Below are 18498 nucleotides of genomic sequence, written 5' to 3'. Positions count from 1 at the left end.
ACATTTCGAAGAGCGCTCACAGCCCGGCGATGAGGCCTAAGACGATTGTTCCACCCGAGGCGAAGCCGATGGATGACTTGATGAGACCGAACTCATGCCATTCCTTGGTTCCGCGGAGGATTCGCATAGAAATCAGTGCTATCGCGAAGCTGGCCTCCGAGGTCACGGGCTCCGTTCTCCGCAGCATGTCGTGCGTTTCCGGTGTTGTCCGGGCGATCTCGACAAGCAACGGCCGTCTGGCGGGAGTGGGAACTCTCGCAGGCATTACCTCCCAGTCATAGCGAATCGATACCCACAACTAGCAAAGTGGCCGACCCTCGTAAGGAACGGCCACTTTAGTGCGAGCTAATTAGCGGATGACTGGGTTCAGGGGTTCTTCGCCGACTCGACGGTCGGTGGTGGTGACAACCACTTCGTCCTCCTCGAGCGCCTGAGCGACGCCCTGGCGGCGGACGTTGTAGATGATGATGGACGCGATGGCCGCCAGCACCGTCACTGCCAGCAGGACCAGCAGGGAAGCCCAGTAACGTCCGTCGTAAAGCCCATCCGTTGCGCGAATGAACGCGTAGCGGGCGTAGCTCATCGGGTGCAGGTTGTGCATGAACTGCAGCGGTCCAGGGATGGTCGGCAGCGGCCAGACACCGCCGAAGACAAACAGGCCGAGAGCGAAGACGCCGATGGAGAACAGTCCACCAACCAGGCGGCCGAACAGGATGCGGAACAGCTGGAACATGGCGGCGCCGCTGGCGGCGATGAGGAGGATCACCGCACCCATCGACAGCCAGTTGTCGGGCCTCCAGCCGAGGACCACGGACAGGGCGGTGAAGATGCCCATGACCAGGAGGTTGATGCCGAAGATCATCGCCAGGGCACGCAGGACCGGACCGGCACCCGTGCGGCTCTCACTGCGGCGACCAACGACGTGCGGCAGCAGTGCGGACAGGATCGCCATGACCAGGTAGCCGAACACGAGCATGATGATGATGGAGAAGCCGCTTTCGATCGACTTCACGGTCGGGTTAGCCGGGTCCACGAGCTCCTGCGTCGGGTGCATGTTGGCTTCCTCGAAGATGATCGGGACAGCCATCTGCTGTGCGGAGCGGTCGACGTACGACACGACCGGGGCCTGGGCAGCGCCCTCGTCAAGCTTCGACTTCAGCTCGCCGGAGCCGTCCTTGAGCTGCTGGACGCCGTCGGCAAGCTACGTGCCGCCGTCGGTAAGTTGGGTGGTGCCGTCCTTGAGACGCACGGTGCCGTCAGCGAGCTGGGTGGTGCCGTCCTTGAGGCGGCCCGTGCCCTCGAGGAGGCGATCGGTGCCGTCGCGCAGTTCGGTGGAGCCGGAGGCGAGCTGCTGGGAACCGTCGATGAGCTGGTTAACGCCGCTGATGTAGGGGGCGTCGGGGCTGTTGAGGTTGTAGCTCAGCTCGGCGGTGCCGGCGCGCAGACGGTTGAGGTCGTTGACGATGTTGGCCGGGTTCGCTGGGTCGATGCGCGATATCGCGGACTCAATCTGGGCTGCCTGGTCATTGAGGCCGAGGCTGCGCAGGGTGCCGATCACCGGAGTGACCTGGGTTACAATGCCCTGCGCCTGCTCGAGAATCGGGATCAGGGTGCCGGTCAGTTCCTGGACGCCGGCGTCGATTTGTGCGGCACCGTCGCCAAGCTGCGTCGTGCCGTCCTTGAGTGTGACAAGGCCGTCGCTGAGCTGGTACGCGCCGTCCTCGAGGCGGCGGGCGCCGTCGTTGAGTTCGCCAGCGCCACTGTTGAGCTCGGAGGCGCCGGCATCGAGCTGCACCGCACCGTCGTTCAGGTCGGTCGCGCCGCTATCGAGCTGGTTAATACCGTCGACGGCCCGTCCGGTGCCATCCTGGAGTTGGCCGAGTCCGTCGTCGATCTGGCCGGCGCCGTCTGCGGCGCGCTTGATGCCGTCGCCGAGCGAGTTAAGGCCGGTCAGGGTCTCGGTGGCGTACGTTTCCGAGATGGTGGAGGAGATCTCGGCCTGCAGCTGCGGAATCAGCGAGGAGGTGATGATCTTGCCGTTCGTGCCGCCGTAGTCGTTGTATTCCACGAGAACTTCGGACTGGCGGGGGTTGTCGGTGATCAGCGAGACCGTCCGCTCGGAGAAGTCCTCCGGGATGGTGACCACGAACAGGTAGTCGCCCTTGGTCAGGCCGAGCTGGGCCTCATCGGCGGGAAGTTCCTCAAAGTCGAGGTATTCGGTTTCCAGCAGCCCCTGGACCACCTGGTCGCCGACAACTTGGAACTCGCCGCCGTTTTCGGCGCCCTTGTCCTCGTTGACCACTGCGAGGGGAACGTTGGGGAGCGTCTTGGCGGGGTCCCACATGGACCACATGAACGTTGCTGCGAGAAGGAGCGGGATGACCAGGCACAGTACGATGACGATGCGGGCTAGGGCGCTTGCTGGTCGCCAGTCAAGGATGCGCGCTGCACGGGAGCGCTCCATCACGACGGTCTCCTCAGGGGACGGGGCCCCACCTGCGGAAATTGTGGAGGACACTAGGGACTTCCTTTCGGATCTCTTCCCGCCAAACGACGGCTCGTGTTTCGATGGGGAAACTAAGTGCTGAAATACTAACCCCTACCTAAGTGATTTTCATCATTTCCCTAGAAAATAGGTTACCCCCGTCACATATTGCCGAACTTAGAGAATCAGCAAATTATTTTTCGCGGCGCGCACTTCCGGAAGCCGGTCCTTCGCGCGCCTCAGGGTGTTCCATTGTTCTGCCGGGATGGCTGAGACAGCGTCGGAAAAAACGTCGCGCTCAGGCGTGCCCCACGCGATCGGCATCGGGGTGATCACCTGCCAGGTGCCCGCGTCGCCGGCGTTACGCTGCCCGCCAACTGCGACAACCGGGACCTTCGTGCCCACGGAGCCCTCCGTCAGTGGCACCGCCTGAACGTCGCGGCAGGTCAGCGCCCATCGTGCGGGCTGGGCTGGGTCGACCGTCGTGTTCACCAGCGCGAGCAGGGTGGTGCGGGTGCCGGGGAGGTCTGCGATGATCGCCGGGGCAAGCGGGTGGGCGTCGAAAAGCGATTGCGTGGAACCGACCGAGCGGGGAATGGCCAGGCCGACGATAAGCATCATCACGCCGAACAAAACAAGGCCCAGGCTCCCGAGCAGGCGCCACGGCGAGGCCGGGTCAACGAGCAGCCACACGGCGACCCCGCCGGCGAGACAGAGAACGAATAGCGCGATGGCGGAGATGACGAGGTAGCGCGTGTCGCGCAGCATCTCGTTATGCTTCTTTGCCCAGTCCTCGTCGACTTCAAACTGAAAACCGCTCATGCGCACTATGTTAAAGGTCGTCGGCGTCGACGAAGCGGTAGGCATAGCCTTGCTCGGCGAGGAAGCGCTGGCGGCGCATGGCGTATTCCGCGTCGAGGGTGTCGCGCGCGACGACCGTATAGAACAGTGCGCCGCCGCCGTCGGCCTTCGGGCGAAGCAGCCGCCCGAGGCGCTGCGCCTCTTCCTGGCGCGAACCGAACGTGCCGGACACCTGGATGCCGACTGCGGCCTCGGGAAGGTCGATGGAGAAATTCGCCACCTTGGACACCACGAGAGTGGAAATCTCACCGGACCGAAACGCGTCGAAGGCCTCCTCGCGCTTCTTCGTCGACGTCGTGCCGTGCACCAGCGGGGCATTTGTCCGCGCGGCGATACCTTCGAGCTGCTCGACGTAGGCACCGATGATCAGCACCTGCTCTCCCTGGTGCCGCGCAAGAAGCTTATCGACGACCGCGTCCTTGCCCCGCGACGTCGCCGCGATCCGGTAGCGCTGCTTGGTTTCGGCGGTGGCGTACGCCATCCGCTCGTCGGCGGAAAGTGAGGTGCGCACCTCCACGCACTCGGCCGTGGCGATGTAGCCGGCCATCTCAAGCTCTTTCCAGGGGGCGTCGTAGCGCTTGGGCCCGATCAGCGAGAACACGTCGTCTTCCCGGCCGTCCTCGCGCACGAGTGTGGCGGTGAGCCCGAGGCGGCGGCGCGATTGCAGGTCGGCGGCCATGCGAAACACAGGGGCGGGCAGCAAGTGGACCTCGTCGTAGATGATCAGTCCCCAGTCGCGTGAGTCGAATAACTCGAGTGCGCGGTACTCGCCCTTCGTCTTGCGCGTGACCACCTGGTAGGTGGCGATGGTCACCGGGCGGATCTCCTTGCGCTCGCCCGAGTACTCACCGATTTCCTCCGGTTGAAGCGTCGTGCGGCGCAGCAGCTCGTCGCGCCACTGCCGCCCGGCGACCGTGTTCGTGACCAGGATCAGCGTGGTGGTCTTCGCCTGCGCCATCGACGCCGCGCCCACAATCGTCTTGCCGGCGCCGCAGGGCAGCACCACCACACCGGAGCCTCCCTCCCAGAAGGACTCGGCGGCGTACGCCTGGTAGTCGCGCAGCTGCCAGCCGTCGTGGTTGAGCTCGATCGGGTGGGATTCGCCGTCGACGTAGCCGGCGAGGTCCTCGACCGGCCAGTTAATCTTGGTCAGTTCCTGTTTGATGCGGCCGCGCTCGGAGGGGAACACGGTGACGATGACATCGTCAATGGCTGCGCCGAACAGGCCCCAGATCGCCTTGTGGCGCGAGATCTCCGTCAAGATGGCGGGGTCGTCCGCCTCGAGCACGAGGCCGTGGGCCGGGCTGTTGACCAAGCGCACGCGGCCGTAGCGGGCCATCGTCTCGGCGACGTCGATAAGCAGCGGCTGCGGCACCGGAAAGCGGGAGAAGCGCTCGAGCGTATCAACGGCCTGTTCCGCGTCGAACCCCGCGGCGCGCGCATTCCACAACGCGAGCGGGGTGATGCGGTAGGTGTGGACGTGCTCGGGGGCGCGCTCCAGCTCAGCGAACGGGGCGAGCGCGGCGCGGGCGGCCCCCGCGTCGGGGTGGTTGACGTCGAGAAGCACCGTCCGATCAGATTGGACAATCAACGGGCCGTCTGGCTGTGCGGGCATGCGCCCACGCTATCAGGCGCGGATTGCCTGCACCCACGACCGCTTGCCGCCGTTGTACAAGATGGAGCTGCGGTAGATACGCCCTGCGAGCCAGATCGCCACCATCGTGGCCACGAGTGCGAGCGCGTAGGAACCGAGCAATTGCGCGACGGTGAAATCGCCGCCGGCGTAGGTGATCGGCGCGGTGAAGATGGAAAACGGCGGGATCCAGCTCAGCACCTGCATCCAGGTCGCGGACGTCTGCAACCAACCGAACATGGGCACGTACATCGAGCCCATCAGCAGGAACAAAATCGGTGCCTGGGTGGACTGCAGGTCCTCGGTGCGCTGCACGAGCGAGCCGGCCGCGGCGTAGAGCGCGCCGAAGAACAGCATGGCCAGGATCCACGACAGGAGCATGATCGGCAGGATGGAGTAGGAGAACTCGACGGCCTCGTCTAGCCCCGAGACCATCAGCGCCACCATGCCGGAGCCGATGATGAGCGCGGTCAGCGCCAGGCCCATCGCGACGTTGCCGAGGATCTTCCCGGCGAGAAAGTCCATCGGGCGCACGGCAGCCAGGATGAGCTCGATGACGCGCGAGGATTTTTCCGCGGTGACGCGGCTGCCGATGTTCGCGGCGAACAGGATCACGGTGAACACGGTGACCAGCAGGGCGACGAAGGCGGTGAGCAGCTTCGCGAAGTCCGCCTCGGAGCGCTGCCCGCCCGCCGAGATGTCCACGCCGGTTACCTCGGTGTTCGGCATCGCGGAGGCGTACTGCTCTGGGGTCAGGCCCAGCGAGCTCAGCGCCTCGGTACTTGCGTAGCGCGTCGCGATGGAACTGATTTGCCCGAGCGTGCTCATCGACGGCTCCCCGTCCTCCAACACCTCCCACCCCTGCTCGCTGGCCACGACGGCCGTATCTACGTCGCCATTACGCACGAGTTTCTCTGCGTCCGCACGGCTGGACGCCTCGCTCACATCGAAGCCCGCGTCCGCGAACGCCGCTTCCGGCACCCCGACGACCGCAAGCGATACGGCCGGTTCTTCGCTGTCCTTATTTGCCTGCCAGGAGAAGAAGCCGATCATGCCGACGATGGACACGATGAGGATCGCCACCGTCACCCAGATCGACTTGGTGCGCGCAAGCACCTGGATCTCGCGCCCGGCAGTGGTGGTGATGGTTTCGGCGTGGGAGTAGGTATTTTGTGCCATTACTGCACTGCCTCCTTGAACAGGTCGGTGAGGTCGGGGACCACGCGGGTAAATTCGTGCACGTCGCCGGCTGCCATGGCGGCACGCAGGATGTCTTGGTCGAATCCAGCCTCGACACCGGTGACTTCGAGTACGACCGACTCCGCGTCCTCCTGGACGACCGCGGTGCCCGCCGGGTACCAGCCGCGTGCGCTGGTGCCCACGCGGTAGCGCACCGGGCCGCGGCTGCGCAGCTCCTCGACCCCGCCCTCGGCGACCATCCGGCCGTGGGCGACGATGCCGACGCGGTCGCACAGACGTTGCACGAGGTCGAGCTGGTGGGAGGAGAAAATCACGGGCACGCCGTGCTGCTTCGCGCGGTTGATGAGCATCCGGCTCATCACCTCGACCGCGACGGGATCGAGGCCGGAGAAGGGCTCATCGAGGATGAGCACGTCCGGGTCGTGGATCAGGCTGGCCGCGAGCTGGACGCGCTGCTGGTTGCCCAGCGAGAGGTCGTCGACCTTGTCGTCCGCGCGCTCGCTCAGACCGAGCTCCTCGAGCAGCGCAGTGGCGTTGTTCGTGGCCGTTTCAGTGCTCAAGCCGTGCAGCTTGGCCAGGAATACGAGCTGGTCGAGGATCTTTTCCTTGCCGTACAGGCCGCGTTCCTCCGGCATGTAGCCGATGCGGCGGCGGGTGTCATCGTCAAGCGGGCGGCCGTCGAAAAGCACCTCGCCCGAATCGGTCGCGAGCACCCCGAGCGCGATGCGCATGGTGGTGGACTTGCCGGCGCCGTTCGAGCCGACGAAGCCGTACATCTCGCCCTCGCGAACGGTAAGGCTCATGTCGTCGAGCGCTTGGGTGGTGCCGAACCTCTTCCTGAGGTTGCGGATTTCTAAGGTGGGCACGGTTGTTACTCCTCGGTACAGCGTAAAAAGATGCCACACTGGCGACTGTCACGCACCACCGTACTCGCGACAACGACTTGCTACAGTTCTGTCGCGGTATCCTCCACGCCGGTAATGCGCGACAGCTCAACGCGCAGCACGCGGCCGGTGGCCTCGTCGAGGGCGTCGATCAGCCCGGCGTTGACAGTGACGGGGATGACCTTGCGCTGCGTGCGCTGCCCGCGCTTGTCCACGTAGCCGATGGTGACCGGCCGCCGCGCCCGCACCGAGGCGCGCAGGGTTTCCAGGAAATCCCGCTCCTCGGTTTCAGCCGCCCCGCCCGTCGCGCGCAGCGAGCGGATGACCTCCTCGCGGTGCGCCTCGTCGATGCTGCGCTCGCGCGGCACCGTCGACGGCGTCGGCGCGACGAGCTGTGGGGCGTCGTGAAGCGTAAGCAGCGCGGTGCCGTCGCCGTCGGCGGCGGGTTGAAAGCCGCGCTGGCGCAAGAGCGCGACGAGCTGCGGCACGGGCACCTGCGAGATCGCGACCGTCGGGGCGATGAGCTCCAACCCGTCGACGCGCGCCACGGCTGAGGCGAGCAGAGCCTCGTCCTCGCAGCGCAGGTAGCTCGCCGCCGAGCCGACGCGGATGCTGCCGTGGGTCGCGGCCGCGTCGTTGATCAGGAACAGCAGCCCCTGCGGGACCTCGCCGACGCAGTGCTGCTCCAACCAGCGCGTCAGCTCCGCGCCGGTGCGCCCGGCGTTCAGCGCGCGCTGCACCGTCGCCGGCGTGACCCGGTACACACTCGCCATCCCGGGCGATTCGAGGTCGGCGAAGGACTCCAGCGTCGCCGCCATTTCCGGGGGCAGGGGCCCTGGGGCGAGGATGGTCAGATCCGCCTGCGCGATGACGTAGTTGATCTCCGCGGGCACGAGCGCTCGCGTCGCCTCGACGAGGTCGGTGCCTTCGACCACCGTGCGCCCGGGCGCGGCAGCGGTGTCCAGCGCGAGCGCGCCGATCGCGTGGCCCTCCTCGACAATGCTGCCCAGCAGAGCAGGCGAGATCCCGGAGGCCAGGATCGGGCTGTAGTGGTGCAGGTTTGCGCTCAAAGTCTCGCTATCCATCGCGCCAGCGCACAACCGCTTGACGACGCTCAACCTCACAAACCGGATCTCCGGCGCCCGCGAATCCTCGCTGAGCAGCTTCGTGTCCAGCTCGGTGCGCCACGGCGAGGCCAGCCACCCCAGAATCAGCACCGCCCACTGCTCGGGCAGGGCGCTGCCCAGCCAGGTGACACCGTCGCGGGTCGCGGCCAGGCAGTCCGTGTCGTCGATCGCGCCGCGACCGATCAGGCCTGCGGATTCGGCCACGGTGACGGCAAGCGCGGGGTCGAACCCGAGCTCCTTTTCCAGCGCGCCGCGGGCGCGCACCCCGACGCTGCCGTCTTTGAGCAGCTCGACCGGGGAGTCGAGCAGGTGGGCTATCGTGCGGCGGACCTGGCGCACGGCTTCGAGCCCGGCGGCGGTAGAGGCGGCGTCGACACGCGATTGCTCAACCGCATGCGTCGGCGCGACCGGTTCGAGCGGGTAGGTGCGCACGGGCGTGCCGCACAGGGCTTCGCGCACCGGCCGCGGCAACCGCACGGTCGTGGAGTTCACCCGCACGAGCAGCCCGAGGGAGAGCAGACGCGGCACCGGCAGCGTCGGGTCGGCGTCCGGGGCGGCGCCGCGGGTCGTGCCGATCGAGCCGGAGGCAGCAAGCGTGTCCAGCACCTGCCGCTCCCGGGGACTGATCGTGTCGAGCGACTGCGCCAGGTTGGCGGGGGCGGGGTCGAGGATGCGCCAGCCCGCGGGCAGCGCCGAGAGGACGCCGGGGGCAACGCGCAACGCCTCGTCGGGTCCGAACACGAGGGCGTGGGTGCGCAGGCGCGCCAGCGGCTCGCGCGTGTCAAAGGGTACGTTGATCGCGTCGAGTGCAACCGGGTCGAGCTCTGCGCCGGCGTCGCCCAGCGTTTCTAGAAGAGCGATGTCCGCGGCGGTGAGCCGGCGCAGGGCGCGCGCGATCGAGCCGCTGAGGGTCAACCGGGTCGCCAGCGAGGCCAGCGACGCCGGCGTGGGGAAGGCGGCGTCGGGGCGAGCGTCGAGAAGCTCGCGCAGCTGCTCATCGCTGAAGCGGGTGAGGGCCAAGTGCAAAGCGGACATATCGGGGGTGAGTTTACGTGCGTTTAGCGCGCGGACGTGAAACAATAGGCCCATGGCTTCCAACGTTGACAAGATCGGTCGCGCAAATCCGGCGTGGCCTGAGCACACCCCTGGCAATGGTCACCCGATTACGGAGATCTCTTCCAAGCTCGCGGGCGCGTCCAGCCCGTTCGGCGACGACTTGATTCTCCCGCGCCCCTACGAGGAGACGGGCTACGTCCACCCGACGACCCGCATTAACCGCTAAGCGGTTCTCTTAACTCGGCCCCTTCCCCGTTTACGCGGGGAGGGGGTTCTTTCACGCCCCGCAGTACAGACAGAGCGGTATGCAGCAGCTAGACAAGGTGGCCGGAATCCGGTACGGTCCCGGGTGACCAATTCCGTATACATAAGGACACTCATGCTCGCTTCAGGTCTTGTCGTCGGCGCCGCCCTCGGCGCCATCATGCAGCGCGGCCGCTTCTGCGTCACCGGCATGCTGCGCGATGTCTTTCTGCAGAAAAAGGGCCGCGGACTCGTCGCCCTTTTCATCGTCATCGCCGTCCACGCCGTCGGCCTCGCCGCCTTGACGACGCTCGGCGTCATCGCACCGGACTACCGCACCTTCCAGCCCGTGGCCGTCATTACCGGCGGTTTCCTCTTCGGCATCTCCATCGTGCTCGCGGGCGGATGCGCCTCCGGCACGTGGTACCGCTCCGCCGAGGGCCTCGTCGGCTCCTGGTTCGCGCTGGTTTTCTACGCGCTGTCCGCCGCCGCGATGAAAAACGGCATGCTCTCCGGGTTCGAGGCCTGGATGAAGCAGTGGGACACCGGCTGGACAACGCTGCCGCAGACCTTCGGTGTTTCCCCCTGGTTTTTCGCCATCCCGCTCGCGCTAGCGACGGCCTGGGCCGCGCATTACTACCTGGCCAAGGACGCCGCGCGACCGAAGGTCACCTTGCAGCAACCCTGGTACAAGAAAGCGCTGCACCCCTACACCGCGGGCACGCTCATCGGCATCCTTGGTGTGATCGCGTGGCCGCTCTCCGCCGCCACCGGGCGCAACGACGGCCTCGGGATTACCACGCCGAGCGCGCACGCAGTCTCCTTCATCACCACGGGCGAGGAGAAGTTCTTGAACTGGGGCACCCTGCTGGTGATCGGCCTGTTCATCGGCGCGTTTATCGCCGCGAAGGCGTCCGGGGAATTTCGCGTGCGCGTGCCTGACGCCACCACGACCGTGCGCGCCATCGTCGGCGGGATCGGCATGGGCGTCGGTGCGGCGCTCGCCGGCGGCTGCACCGTGGGCAACGGCATGGTGCAGACCTCCCTGTTCAGCTACCAGGGGTGGGTCGCCCTCGGGTTCATCGCCCTGGGCGTCTTCGTCGGGTCCAAGATCTGGCTCAAGCCCTCGGTTGCTGCGCCGCAGGGCACCTACAGCACCGAGGACTCCATCCGGTCCGCGGAGGACGCGGTGATTGAATCCACCCCGCAGGGCGGCGGGTTCCAGGTGGCAACGGGACTGATCACCGTGCCCACAACGCAAAAACGCGCCACGAAGGCGCGTCCTATTGGGCCGGGGCGCTACAAGCTAGACACCCTCGGGGCGGTGTGCCCCTTTCCGCTGATCGAGGCCAAGGACGCCATCGCCGAGCTTGACGACGGCGAGAAGCTGGTCATCGACTTCGACTGCACGCAGGCAACCGAGTCCATCCCGCAGTGGGCCGCCGACAACGGCCACGGGATTGAGGACTTCGCTCAAAACCGTGACGCGGGATGGGAAATCACGGTGGTGAAGAACGCCGCTCGCTAGACTAGCTTGGCGATGACAGCGTTGACGTCGCCGGCGAGGACGGCGTCGATAAGCGCCTTGTTGGCGAGGTAGAAGTTGTTGTAGTTGTCGCGGTTCGCTGCGTACGCGGTGTGCAGCTCGGCCGGGACGGCGATGTTGTTCTCGTTCAGGCGGGCAACGATCGCGTGGTACAGAGCGTCAACCTGCGGCGCTGCGGCCGGAGCGGCTGCCGGGGCCGGAGCAGGTGCCGGAGCAGGTGCCGGAGCAGGCGCGGCCTGGGCGTCGCGGTTGGTCGGAGCGGAGTTCAGGCCAAGGCGAGCGGAGCAGGAAGGCCATGCGCCCCAGCCCTGGCCGGCGAGGGTGCGCTCGGCGACGATGATCTGCTGCTCGCGGGTTGCCTGGTGAGCATACGGTGCGAACTGGCCGCCACCGTAGGCGCGCCAGGTGGACGCGGAGAACTGCAGACCGCCGTAGTAGCCATTGCCGGTGTTGATGGACCAGTTGCCGCCGGCCTCGCACTGAGCCAAGCGGTCCCAATCGGAGTCCGGAGCAGCGTTGGCTGCCGGTGCGATGATACCGGTCAGTGCTGCCGCGGCAGCGGTGCCAGCGAGCGCCTTCTTAGCGAAGGATGCGTTCTGCTTAGAGTGACGTGCCATGAAGATTGTGTTTCCTCTCTTGTTAACCGCCTGCGAAGTTAGCTGTCGGGTTCTGGCGCAAGGTGCCAGGCCGCGGGTGCGGCTTCACCCCTAGGAGTGACCTCCGGCGCGTGGGTGACGCGCGTGTGGGTCCTCCGCTTCTGTCCACAATGTCAATGTTGGGGAAGAATTGATTCAGGCCGGACAGAATTCGGCGTGGCCAAAGGTATATGGTTATGCGCCCGGGTTCGGGCTTGCGGGCGACTATATCGGTTTATAACGATTGAGTCACGCGGACAGCACGGAACGGATTCACACGAGTTACATCCACTTTAGTAGATTGCGTGAGAACGCAGTTCAGGACGGTTTTCCTGGCCTATAGTGACGTGCATCACGTTAGTAGAATATTCGGAACCGGCGGCGGTTATCGCGAGTAGTACAATGGCGGTTCTCGAAAGGAAGGAAAAGGCATGCCCGTTGGAAAAGTGAAGTGGTACGACGCTGACAAGGGTTTCGGCTTCGCCTCAAACCCGGGCGATGAGGACGTGTTCGTGGGCAAGAACGTCCTACCCGAAGGCGTCGACGAGCTCGTCGCTGGCCAGCGCATCGAATTCGACTTCGCCGCTGGGCGCCGCGGCCCCCAGGCGCTGCGCGTCAAGGTCTTGGACACGCCGAAGCGGCGCCAGACGCACCGCTACAAGCCCGAGGAGCTCAACAAGCTGCTCGCCGACATGATGACGGTCCTTGAAACGCAGATCCAGCCGGCCCTCGAGGCGGGTCGCTACCCGGACCGAGCGCACGGCAAGCAGGTTGCCGAGATCCTGCGCGCTGTGGCCAAAGAGCTCGACGCTTAAGAGAACGCCACCGACCACGTCGCAATCACGGGGACTTCCTCGCCTGCGTCGTTGGTATCCACGGCCAGCGCTGAGACCTCCGCCACGACGAGCCGGGCGGAATCCTTCACCGCGGGCACCGAGGCCTGATTGGCCTGGCCGGATTGGAAGATTTGCTCCTCGTTGGCCGCTGGGTCGTCGTAAATGCTCAGCAGGCGCCAACTCGACGCCGCGAGATCCTCGGGAACGCTCACGCTCACCTCGGAGGCGGGATCGAGGTCAAACGACGGCGGCTCGCCCCCGACGCACTCCGCGTCCAGCTCGCACACCGTATAGGGAGCGACCTCGAGCTCGGTTCCGCCGTTGGACACCACCACGCGAATCTCGCCCACGGGGGCGGCGGGCTTGCTGCGCTGGTAGTCAACAATGAGGTAGAACCCGCCGACGAGCACCACCGCGGCGACGATGAGGAGAGCCAGAAGCTGCCACGCCTTGAGTTTCATGGATCTCTACCCTACGGCAGCGGGTTGAAAGCTCACCCTGTAGAGGTCCGGCCAGCGCTTGCCGGAGAGGTAGAACTCCTCGGTGCCCGGGATGTGCGCAATCCCGTTGAGCACGTTGTTCGGGTCGGGCGCGGCGTTGTTCGGCAGCGAGGAGGCGTCGATCACGGCGGTGACGTCGCCCGTGGTGGCGTCGATACGCACGATGTCGGTGGTGAGGAAGACGTTGGCGAAGATCTGGTCGCCCACGCACTCGAGTTCGTTGAGCCGCGGCACTTCCGTGCCGTTGAGGGTGACGTCGAAACGCTCGCGCTCGGCGAGGGTCTCTGGGTCCATGCGCCGCAGCTGCGAGGTGCCGTCGGAGAGGATCACCTCGCCGTCGCGGGCGCACACGCCCCAGCCCTCGCCCTCGTAGGTGGTGCGCCCCAGCTCGTCGAGCGTCTGCGCATCGCGCTTGATGGCGACACCGTCCTGCCAGGTCAGCTGCCACAGGTGGTCGTCGACGCGCGTTAACCCCTCGCCAAAAAATCCCGGGTCGATATCGCGGCTGGCCATGACTTGCCCGTCCGGGGTCGCGCGGTAGATCCGCGAGCTGCCCACCTGGCCGGTGCCGACGTACAGCGTGCCGTCGTCGGCGACCTCGAGGCCCTGGGTGAAGCTGGAGGGGTCGAAGTCATAGCGCTCTTCGACCACCGCCTTAAGCTTCTCGACGCCCTGTTCACGCGGCTGCTTTAATTCCTGCGAAGAACACGAAACCAGCGCAGGTGTCAACAACAATGCGGCAAGCGGCGCGGCGGCTTTGAGGCTTAAGCGGGGCATGCCCTTATACTAGGCCTCGTGTCTCAGTCCAGGAATCGCGCTCACCGGCGCGCTAACAGCCCTCTGCTCGGCGAGGCAGCCGTCGCGGCTGCGAGGCAGGCCCTGGAAGAAATCGCCGAGGGTGACATCGGCCCCCACATCGGCGTAGCGGCCGTGTCCCCGAACGTGGCCACCCACCGCTTCGAGGCAGACGTGCCCGGCTACCCGGGCTGGGAGTGGAACGCGGTCGTCGCCTGTGCGACCGGGGCGAGCCGTGTCACCATCAACGAAGTCGCCCTCGTCCCCGCCTCCGACGCCCTGCAGGCACCCGAGTGGGTGCCCTACTCCGATCGCCTGCGCCCCGGCGACCTCGGCCCCGGCGACGTCATGGAGCCCGCCCCGGACGACCACCGGCTGACCGACGACTCCTTTGACAAAAACGCCGTTACCTTTGTCGGGCGCGAAACCGCGAACTACCTCACGGTCAACGGGCTGGAGGAGGCGAAGCAGCGCTGGCGTACCGGCGATTTCGGGCCGACCAGCGAATTCGCCGAGCAGGCCGCGATGGCGTGTCGGACGTGCGCGTTTTACATCCCGATGGCCCCGCCTGTGGGGGAGAACTTCGGCGTGTGCGCCAACGAGTACGCCGCGGACGGGCGCCTCGTCGCCTCGAGCTACGGCTGCGGGGCACACTCGCAGACCAAGGTCGCCGCGCCCGAGCTGCTTGACTCGGCGGACGTGTACGACGACGAGCGGCCCGTCTTCTAGGCCTGGACTGCCCGGGCGCGGCGAATCTCGTTGACGGTGCGGTGGGTGGGCACACCGGCGCGGTTGATCGAGGTGCGCCCGCTGACGAGCGCGCCGTACTCGCGCCACGCGCTGACAAGCCGGGCCCCGTAGACGGGGTCGATCACCCACGTCTCCAGGCGCTTGAGCTCGTGGGCGGAGAACCCCGTGGGCGAGCGCTCGATGGAGCAGCCCAAATCCCCCAGGATGCTCAACACCCCGTCGAGCGCGATCGACGGGGTCGTGTCGGGGTGGGCGGAGACAGTGATTACTCCGTCGGCCACGGTGAGCAGGGGAGACGTGACGCACTGGACGACGCGGGAAGAGGCGTCGACAAGCAATGCTTCGTGCATGGGGAGCTCGACGAGCACGCTGCGCTGCCACCCCAGGTCCGGGCCGTAGTGGGCGGGGTGGAGGCGGTTGTCTTTGACGGGCAGCGCCTCGACGGTGATCTCCGTCGGCGCGGGGGCGAGGGGGCGCAGCGCCACCGACACCGTGGGGGAGGTGCCCTGCGAGACCTCCACCACGACGCGCCGCGTTCCGCTCAAGGTGGCCAGCCGCACCCGCAGGCGGTTCACCTCGGCCGCCGACACGCCAAGTTCGCGCAGCGCGCGGACGTAGGCGCGACCGTCGGTGACGAAGCCACCGACGATGACGAAGGTAAAGACGTGCACGATTTCGACCTTAAACTCTCTGTCATTTCGGTTTGGAATTTCCCCGCGGCGGTGTAAGGCTATGCACTGACAATTTCATCGCCGGGTCAGACCTGTGAGGCCCGTCAGACCCGTCAGACAAGGGGACAACACGTGAGCTCTAGCGGATCCACCGCCGTGACCGGCACCAGCACCGGCTGGCTTGACCGATACTTCCACATTTCCGAGCGCGGTTCGACAGTGGGTACCGAGATCCGCGGCGGCGTGGTCACCTTCTTCGCTATGGCGTACATCGTGCTGCTCAACCCGCTGATCATCGGCACGAGCCCCGACCGCGACGGCGTGGTCCTCGGCATCCCCCAGGTCGCTGCGGCCACCGCCCTGGCCGCCGGAGTGATGTCCATCCTGTTCGGCGTGGTGGCGAAGTACCCGTTCGGCATCGCAGCGGGCCTGGGCCTGAACACCCTGGTGGCGGTCACGCTCGTTGGCCAGGAGGGCCTGACCTGGCCGGAGGCCATGGGCCTGGTGGTCATCGACGGCATCATCATCTGCATCCTCGCGATCTCCGGGTTCCGTTCCGCCGTGTTCCGCGCCATCCCCGACTCGATGAAGGTGGCCATGAGCGTGGGCATCGGCATGTTCATCGCGCTCATTGGGCTTGTCGACGCCGGCTTCGTGCGCCGTGTCCCAGACGCCGCGATGACTACCGTGCCCGTCCAGCTGGGTATCGGCGGCTCGATCGCGTCGTGGCCCACCTTCGTCTTTGTCATCGGCCTGATCATCTGCGGGTTCATGGTGATCCGCAACATCCGCGGCGGGCTGTTCATCGGCATCGTGGCGACGACGATTATCGCGCTCATCGTCGAGGCGCTGACCGGCTCCGGCTCCTCGGCGGACAGCCCGCAGGGCTGGTCACTGGCCGTGCCCCAGATCCCGGAGTCCCTGGGCGGGGTGCCCGATCTGTCTATCGTCGGCGACATCGACCTTGTCGGTGGCTTCGTCCACGCGGGTGTCGTCGCGGCCTCGCTGCTGGTGTTCACCCTGGTGCTGGCCAACTTCTTCGACGCGATGGGCACCATGACCGCGCTGGGCCGCCAGGCGGGCGTTGCCGACGCCGACGGTAACCTGCCGGGGATGAAGCGCGCCCTGGTCGTCGAGGGCCTCGGCGCGGTCGTCGGCGGCGCGGCCTCGGCGTCATCGAACACGGTCTACGTCGATTCCTCTGCAGGCATCGCCGACGGCGCGCGCACCGGCCTGGCCAACGTGGTCACCGGCCTTCTGTTCCTCGCCGCAATGTTCTTCACTCCGCTGTACGCGATCGTGCCCATCGAGGCCGCCGCCCCAGTACTCGTCGTCGTCGGCGCGCTGATGATGATGCAGGTGGGCCAGATTCAGTGGAACGAGTTCCACATCGCCCTGCCCGCATTTCTGACGATCGTGATCATGCCGTTTACCTTCTCCATCGCCCACGGCATTGGCGTCGGCTTCATCTCCTTTACCCTCATGGCGCTGTTTGCGGGCAAGAGCCGCGAGATCCACTGGATCATGTGGCTGATTTCCGCGCTGTTTATCGTCTTCTTTGCCCACGGCCCCGTCATGGCCGCGCTCGGCGCCTAGCATGCGCACGCGTATTGACGACCCCGCCGACGCCCGCCTTGACGACGTCCGCGACCTGAAGCACTCCGACACCCGCGGTGGCCTCGTCTACGCGGAGGGCCCGCTGATCTGCGGCCGCTTAGTGGAATCGCGCTTCCCGCTGCGCAGCGTGATCGGCTTTGGGGGACGCCTGGACAGCTTCCTCTCCGACTACGGCGGGCGCCTGCCCGAGTCGGTGGGGGTCTACGAGGTGACGCGCCCGCTTCTGGCCGAGGTCGCGGGCTACGACATGCACCGCGGGCTGATCGCGGTGGCCGAGCGCCCCGCGCCCTTGAGCGTCGCCGACGTTACCGAGGGAGCCCGCACGCTGGTGGTCCTCGAGGGCGTCGGCGACCACGAGAACATCGGCGCGATTTTCCGCAACGCCGCCGGCATGGACGTCGACGGGGTCCTCTTCGGCGCCGCGACCGCCGACCCGCTGTACCGCCGCAGCGTGCGCGTCTCCATGGGCCACGCGCTCCGCCTGCCGTTCGCGCACCTCGACGGTGCCGCAACCACCTGGCAGCGCTCGCTGGACGAGCTGCACGATACGGGGTGGCGGCTCGTGTCGCTAACCCCCGACGACGCCGCGGAGCATCTCGCCGAGGCGCTAGTCGACGCCACCGGGCGCCCCTGGGACAAAGTCGCGCTGCTCGTCGGCGGCGAGGGCCCAGGGCTGACCGAGCACGCGATGCGCGCCACCGACGTCCGCGCCCGCATCCCCATGGCCCCCGGCACGGACTCGCTCAACGTTGCGACCAGCGCCGCGATCGCCTTCTACGAGCGCCAGCGCAGCCTGCGCTAGCGGTCCGAGTGGCGGATGCGCTCCTGCACCTTCGCCGCCAGCGCCTTGGCGCGCCGGGAGAGTCCGCGCCCGATGCGCTTTGCCGCGGCCAGGGAGGCGTCGGCAAGCTCGGCGAACTCCCCGCCGTCACCTGGCTCGGCATCGGCGGCGACGTAGTCGTCGTAGCCTTTGTCCTTCTCCGCGAGGCGCGACGCGACCTCCGCGACGGTCTTGGTCCGCGGGGCGGGGGCCGCGATCTTCGGCTCGGGTCGGCCATCCACCGCGTAGCCCACGACGTTCAAGTCGGGGCCATCCGGGGAGACGTCGACGCCGATCCAGCTTGTCTGGGCCGCGGCGGCGAGTTCCTTGGGTACGAAGGGTAGCGAAATCCCGCCGATGGGCTCGGCGGTTTCGCCCGCCCAGAACGGGGCCTCGAACGGCTCGGGCAGGCCGGCGTCCTCGGCGACGACGTCGCGCGTGGCCGAAAATGCCCGGCGCAGCTCGGAACCGGCGAAGTGTGCGAACCCGGCAAAGTCCGAGTCGGTGCCCTCCACGAAAACGAACGTGTCGGCGGCGGGCAAGGTCTCGCGCAGCGCAGACGCCGCCTCGGACGCGGTGGTCACGTCTTCGACGAAGGTTTGCACCACGGCCACGCCGGGGTAGCCGGCGATGTAGAACTCCGCCCGGCCCGGCTGCGAGGAGCGGTTGAGCGGGAAATCGCCGATCGCGGTGATCGGCCAGGCGGGGTTGAGCTGGGCGAGTAGCTTGCGGCCGAAACCGCGATCAGCCTTCGGCTCCCCGCTCAGCACGGCGCCGGGGTCGGGGGCGTTGACAAACCAGACTGTGACGACGCAGGGCAGCGACATGGCGGAGTAGTC

The 18498-nt window shown here is 66.8% G+C and carries 18 protein-coding genes and 1 riboswitch; of the genes, 6 read left to right on the top strand and 12 right to left on the bottom strand.

The window, feature by feature from the left end; all coding sequences use genetic code 11:
- Positions 1–349 precede the first annotated feature (349 nt).
- The 7 genes from E3227_RS11650 to E3227_RS00960 form a co-directional block, all read right to left on the bottom strand.
- Positions 350–1117 carry an ABC transporter permease gene (locus E3227_RS11650; RefSeq protein WP_246062713.1) on the bottom strand — a complete coding sequence of 256 codons (768 nt, stop codon included), beginning with the start codon at positions 1115–1117 and terminating at the stop codon, positions 350–352.
- An 84-nt stretch (positions 1118–1201) separates the two neighbouring features.
- Positions 1202–2518: a YhgE/Pip family protein gene (locus tag E3227_RS11645; protein WP_246062712.1), complete on the bottom strand. Its 1317-nt coding sequence runs from the start codon at positions 2516–2518 to the stop codon at positions 1202–1204.
- Between the two features lie 144 nt (positions 2519–2662).
- Positions 2663–3307, bottom strand: coding sequence for a DUF3239 domain-containing protein (locus E3227_RS00980; protein ID WP_144317270.1), 645 nt, complete (start codon positions 3305–3307; stop codon positions 2663–2665).
- A gap of 10 nt (positions 3308–3317) precedes the next feature.
- Positions 3318–4961, bottom strand: coding sequence for a DNA repair helicase XPB (locus tag E3227_RS00975; protein WP_144317269.1), 1644 nt, complete (start codon positions 4959–4961; stop codon positions 3318–3320).
- Between the two features lie 12 nt (positions 4962–4973).
- Positions 4974–6158 carry an ABC transporter permease gene (locus E3227_RS00970; RefSeq protein WP_144317268.1) on the bottom strand — a complete coding sequence of 395 codons (1185 nt, stop codon included), beginning with the start codon at positions 6156–6158 and terminating at the stop codon, positions 4974–4976.
- Complete coding sequence (locus E3227_RS00965) at positions 6158–7045, bottom strand: ABC transporter ATP-binding protein (RefSeq protein WP_136649169.1); 888 nt, start codon at positions 7043–7045, stop codon at positions 6158–6160. Before E3227_RS00965 ends, E3227_RS00970 begins: the two co-directional genes overlap by 1 nt.
- A gap of 80 nt (positions 7046–7125) precedes the next feature.
- Positions 7126–9225, bottom strand: coding sequence for a helicase-associated domain-containing protein (locus E3227_RS00960; RefSeq protein ID WP_144317267.1), 2100 nt, complete (start codon positions 9223–9225; stop codon positions 7126–7128).
- A gap of 52 nt (positions 9226–9277) precedes the next feature.
- Here E3227_RS00960 and E3227_RS00955 point away from each other — a divergent pair, with 52 nt between their 5' ends.
- Both E3227_RS00955 and E3227_RS00950 read left to right on the top strand, forming a co-directional pair.
- Positions 9278–9472, top strand: coding sequence for a hypothetical protein (locus tag E3227_RS00955; protein WP_136649167.1), 195 nt, complete (start codon positions 9278–9280; stop codon positions 9470–9472).
- 153 nt (positions 9473–9625) lie between these two features.
- Positions 9626–11017: a YeeE/YedE thiosulfate transporter family protein gene (locus tag E3227_RS00950; RefSeq protein ID WP_136649166.1), complete on the top strand. Its 1392-nt coding sequence runs from the start codon at positions 9626–9628 to the stop codon at positions 11015–11017.
- Here the strand turns inward: E3227_RS00950 and E3227_RS00945 are convergent.
- Complete coding sequence (locus E3227_RS00945; protein ID WP_136649165.1) at positions 11014–11652, bottom strand: resuscitation-promoting factor Rpf1 domain-containing protein; 639 nt, start codon at positions 11650–11652, stop codon at positions 11014–11016. The genes E3227_RS00950 and E3227_RS00945 overlap by 4 nt on opposite strands.
- Positions 11653–11663: 11 nt before the next feature.
- Positions 11664–11826, bottom strand: a riboswitch (cyclic di-AMP (ydaO/yuaA leader).
- A 275-nt stretch (positions 11827–12101) separates the two neighbouring features.
- Between E3227_RS00945 and E3227_RS00940 the strand changes: the two genes are divergently transcribed.
- On the top strand, positions 12102–12485 hold the full coding sequence (locus E3227_RS00940; RefSeq protein WP_136649164.1) for a cold-shock protein: 384 nt from the start codon (positions 12102–12104) through the stop codon (positions 12483–12485).
- Here the strand turns inward: E3227_RS00940 and E3227_RS00935 are convergent.
- Both E3227_RS00935 and E3227_RS00930 read right to left on the bottom strand, forming a co-directional pair.
- Positions 12482–12967, bottom strand: coding sequence for a DUF2771 domain-containing protein (locus tag E3227_RS00935; RefSeq protein WP_136649163.1), 486 nt, complete (start codon positions 12965–12967; stop codon positions 12482–12484). The two genes, E3227_RS00940 and E3227_RS00935, sit on opposite strands and share 4 nt — an antisense overlap.
- A gap of 6 nt (positions 12968–12973) precedes the next feature.
- A complete protein-coding gene (locus E3227_RS00930; RefSeq protein ID WP_136649162.1) occupies positions 12974–13783 on the bottom strand; it encodes a glutaminyl-peptide cyclotransferase in 810 nt (269 codons plus the stop codon).
- Positions 13784–13801: 18 nt separating this feature from the next.
- Here E3227_RS00930 and E3227_RS00925 point away from each other — a divergent pair, with 18 nt between their 5' ends.
- Positions 13802–14530, top strand: a complete 729-nt coding sequence (locus E3227_RS00925; RefSeq protein WP_136649161.1) for a DUF3027 domain-containing protein — start codon at positions 13802–13804, stop codon at positions 14528–14530.
- Here the strand turns inward: E3227_RS00925 and E3227_RS00920 are convergent.
- A complete protein-coding gene (locus E3227_RS00920) occupies positions 14527–15222 on the bottom strand; it encodes a hypothetical protein (RefSeq protein ID WP_136649160.1) in 696 nt (231 codons plus the stop codon). The two genes, E3227_RS00925 and E3227_RS00920, sit on opposite strands and share 4 nt — an antisense overlap.
- Before the next feature lie 132 nt (positions 15223–15354).
- On the opposite strand from E3227_RS00920, the gene E3227_RS00915 reads away from it, so the two are divergent.
- The gene (locus E3227_RS00915; protein ID WP_246062711.1) at positions 15355–16818 is read left to right on the top strand and encodes an NCS2 family permease; all 1464 of its coding nucleotides are present in this window, start codon (positions 15355–15357) and stop codon (positions 16816–16818) included.
- A 1-nt stretch (position 16819) separates the two neighbouring features.
- Positions 16820–17641, top strand: a complete 822-nt coding sequence (locus tag E3227_RS00910; RefSeq protein ID WP_136649158.1) for a TrmH family RNA methyltransferase — start codon at positions 16820–16822, stop codon at positions 17639–17641.
- Here the strand turns inward: E3227_RS00910 and E3227_RS00905 are convergent.
- Positions 17638–18486 carry a DUF6928 family protein gene (locus E3227_RS00905; RefSeq protein ID WP_136649157.1) on the bottom strand — a complete coding sequence of 283 codons (849 nt, stop codon included), beginning with the start codon at positions 18484–18486 and terminating at the stop codon, positions 17638–17640. The two genes, E3227_RS00910 and E3227_RS00905, sit on opposite strands and share 4 nt — an antisense overlap.
- Positions 18487–18498 lie beyond the last annotated feature (12 nt).

It is taken from the genome of Corynebacterium sanguinis, assembly GCF_007641235.1.
Taxonomy (GTDB): Bacteria; Actinomycetota; Actinomycetes; order Mycobacteriales; family Mycobacteriaceae; genus Corynebacterium; species Corynebacterium sanguinis.
Note: the sequence above shows the minus strand (reverse complement) of the source record. Positions and strands in the feature narration are given on the sequence as shown.

Bases quoted from the DNA above. Each gene is read 5' to 3' on its own strand.
- E3227_RS00980 (WP_144317270.1), bottom strand. From the start codon at position 3,307: ATGAGCGGTTTTCAGTTTGAAGTCGACGAGGACTGGGCAAAGAAGCAT.
- E3227_RS00975 (WP_144317269.1), bottom strand. From the start codon at position 4,961: ATGCCCGCACAGCCAGACGGCCCGTTGATTGTCCAATCTGATCGGACG.
- E3227_RS00970 (WP_144317268.1), bottom strand. From the start codon at position 6,158: ATGGCACAAAATACCTACTCCCACGCCGAAACCATCACCACCACTGCC.
- E3227_RS00960 (WP_144317267.1), bottom strand. From the start codon at position 9,225: ATGTCCGCTTTGCACTTGGCCCTCACCCGCTTCAGCGATGAGCAGCTG.
- E3227_RS00955 (WP_136649167.1), top strand. From the start codon at position 9,278: ATGGCTTCCAACGTTGACAAGATCGGTCGCGCAAATCCGGCGTGGCCT.
- E3227_RS00950 (WP_136649166.1), top strand. From the start codon at position 9,626: ATGCTCGCTTCAGGTCTTGTCGTCGGCGCCGCCCTCGGCGCCATCATG.
- E3227_RS00945 (WP_136649165.1), bottom strand. From the start codon at position 11,652: ATGGCACGTCACTCTAAGCAGAACGCATCCTTCGCTAAGAAGGCGCTC.
- E3227_RS00940 (WP_136649164.1), top strand. From the start codon at position 12,102: ATGCCCGTTGGAAAAGTGAAGTGGTACGACGCTGACAAGGGTTTCGGC.
- E3227_RS00935 (WP_136649163.1), bottom strand. From the start codon at position 12,967: ATGAAACTCAAGGCGTGGCAGCTTCTGGCTCTCCTCATCGTCGCCGCG.
- E3227_RS00930 (WP_136649162.1), bottom strand. From the start codon at position 13,783: ATGCCCCGCTTAAGCCTCAAAGCCGCCGCGCCGCTTGCCGCATTGTTG.
- E3227_RS00910 (WP_136649158.1), top strand. From the start codon at position 16,820: ATGCGCACGCGTATTGACGACCCCGCCGACGCCCGCCTTGACGACGTC.
- E3227_RS00905 (WP_136649157.1), bottom strand. From the start codon at position 18,486: ATGTCGCTGCCCTGCGTCGTCACAGTCTGGTTTGTCAACGCCCCCGAC.